The organism is Paenibacillus agaridevorans, assembly GCF_003112455.1.
GTDB classification, from domain to species: Bacteria; Bacillota; Bacilli; order Paenibacillales; family Paenibacillaceae; genus Pristimantibacillus; species Pristimantibacillus agaridevorans.
The window spans coordinates 10,068-11,660 of the sequence record NZ_BDQX01000377.1; the positions used below are offsets into that span (position 1 = coordinate 10,068).

1 protein-coding gene and 2 pseudogenes are annotated in these 1,593 nt (G+C 57.1%); all 3 read left to right on the forward strand.

The genetic code is table 11. The features are described 5' to 3' along the window. Positions 1-291, forward strand: a pseudogene (locus PAT3040_RS39110) (beta-galactosidase); the annotation flags it as partial. 105 nt (positions 292-396) lie between these two features. Next, positions 397-1,191, forward strand: a complete 795-nt coding sequence (cwlD, locus tag PAT3040_RS28830) for an N-acetylmuramoyl-L-alanine amidase CwlD (RefSeq protein ID WP_108995390.1) — start codon at positions 397-399, stop codon at positions 1,189-1,191. Between the two features lie 137 nt (positions 1,192-1,328). After that, positions 1,329-1,593 (forward strand): annotated as a pseudogene (locus tag PAT3040_RS28835) (DUF5024 domain-containing protein); the annotation flags it as partial.

The window sequence follows — 1,593 nt, forward strand, 5'->3', positions numbered from 1 at the left end:
TTCGACGCGGAAGAGATCGGCGATACGTTTCTTCGCTTGGACGGCTGGGGCAAGGGCGTTGCTTTGATCAACGGCTTCAATCTGGGTCGTTATTGGGAAGCCGGGCCGCAGCGGACGCTCTACGTCCCGGGACCGCTGCTTCGGCAGGGACGTAACGAAATTGTGTTGTTCGAGCTGCATCAGCCGGCGGAAGGCGCGGTCATTGCGCTGACGGATCGACCCGATCTGGGTATCGTCGCGGACATGGATCAGTCGGCGCTGCATTTCGTGACCGACGCTGTCGAGGAGTAGAAGATCCAGATCCATCATCAATCCTCATATCCCAAGGCACATAAAAAACCATCTTGTCCCATATACATGAATGAGCGTATATGAGAGACGGGGTGGTTTTTTTTGATGCGTCGAATTCGTCGGCATTTTGTGATTTGGTTGACGCTGAAGGGAGCATTGCGGATTGCGGCTGCCGTCGCGGTTCTTATTCTGACAGGATTGCTGCTCCGTGACAATTTGCCTGCTTCCAGCTCCTGGTCTTACTGGACGCTGCCGTTATCCGGCAAAACGATCGCGATAGATGCGGGACACGGCGGAGCGGACGGCGGAGCCATCAGCAAGCAGGGAGCGGTCGAGAAGGATCTGAATCTTGCGATTGCGCTGCATGTAAGAGATTACCTTCAGCAGGCGGGGGCTCTTGTCGTGATGACCAGGGAAGGGGACTACGATCTGGCCTCGGGGGACGTGAGCGCCTACAGCAAGCGGAAGACGGAGGACTTGAAACGGCGGGCCGCTATGATCAAGGAAAGCGAGCCTGCCGCGTTTATCAGCATTCATATGAATAGCATCCCTTCGGAGAAGTGGTCCGGCGCCCAGACGTTCTATAATTCGTCGGCTCATCCCGACAACCGCCTTCTGGCGGCTTTTATTCAGGACGAGATCAAGCGCAACCTGGCTAATACGACGCGCATCGCGGCCGTGAAAAAGGATGTCTATCTGCTCAAGTCGGTGCCCGACATTCCGACCGCGCTTGTGGAGGTCGGATTCTTGTCCAATCCGGGCGAGGCAGCACGTCTCGCGAACGCAGATTATCAGCGCCAAGTGGCCGCGTCGATCTATCAAGGCATTCTTCGTTATGTGTCGGGGGAGAAGCTCAGCGGCAGTACGTCGGATGAATTAAAATTGCAAAATGGCGAGTAAACAGATTCATATAGTGTGCTTAGGTGGGCAACCGACTTCAGACAAAGTCGCAACCTGTGGTATACTAGGGGGGAGTGTTTATGGAACTCTCCGAAGGCGGAGAGCAGTGATTACGATAAAGGGTGGGACTATCACATATGTTGACACGCGAGCAAGCGATCGAAGCCATCGAACGCGTGATGGCTGAGCAATATTCCGCGGAAGGCATCTCCTTCCGCGACGTTATGGTTCGGAACCGTCAAGTATCGTTGACGGTTCTGGAAGCGAGCGCGGCGCAGCATTCCGCGCTCGAGGCCTCGCTGCGCGAGGCCCTGGCGCCCCTCGGCGCCGAAACCGTGCATTGCCGGTTTCGGAGCGCCGAGGGGGCGCCTTCGGCTGCGCCAGGCGGGGACGCCCCGGCGC

Excerpts from the sequence above, each read along its gene's own strand:
- cwlD (WP_108995390.1), top strand. The coding sequence starts at position 397 with ATGCGTCGAATTCGTCGGCATTTTGTGATTTGGTTGACGCTGAAGGGA.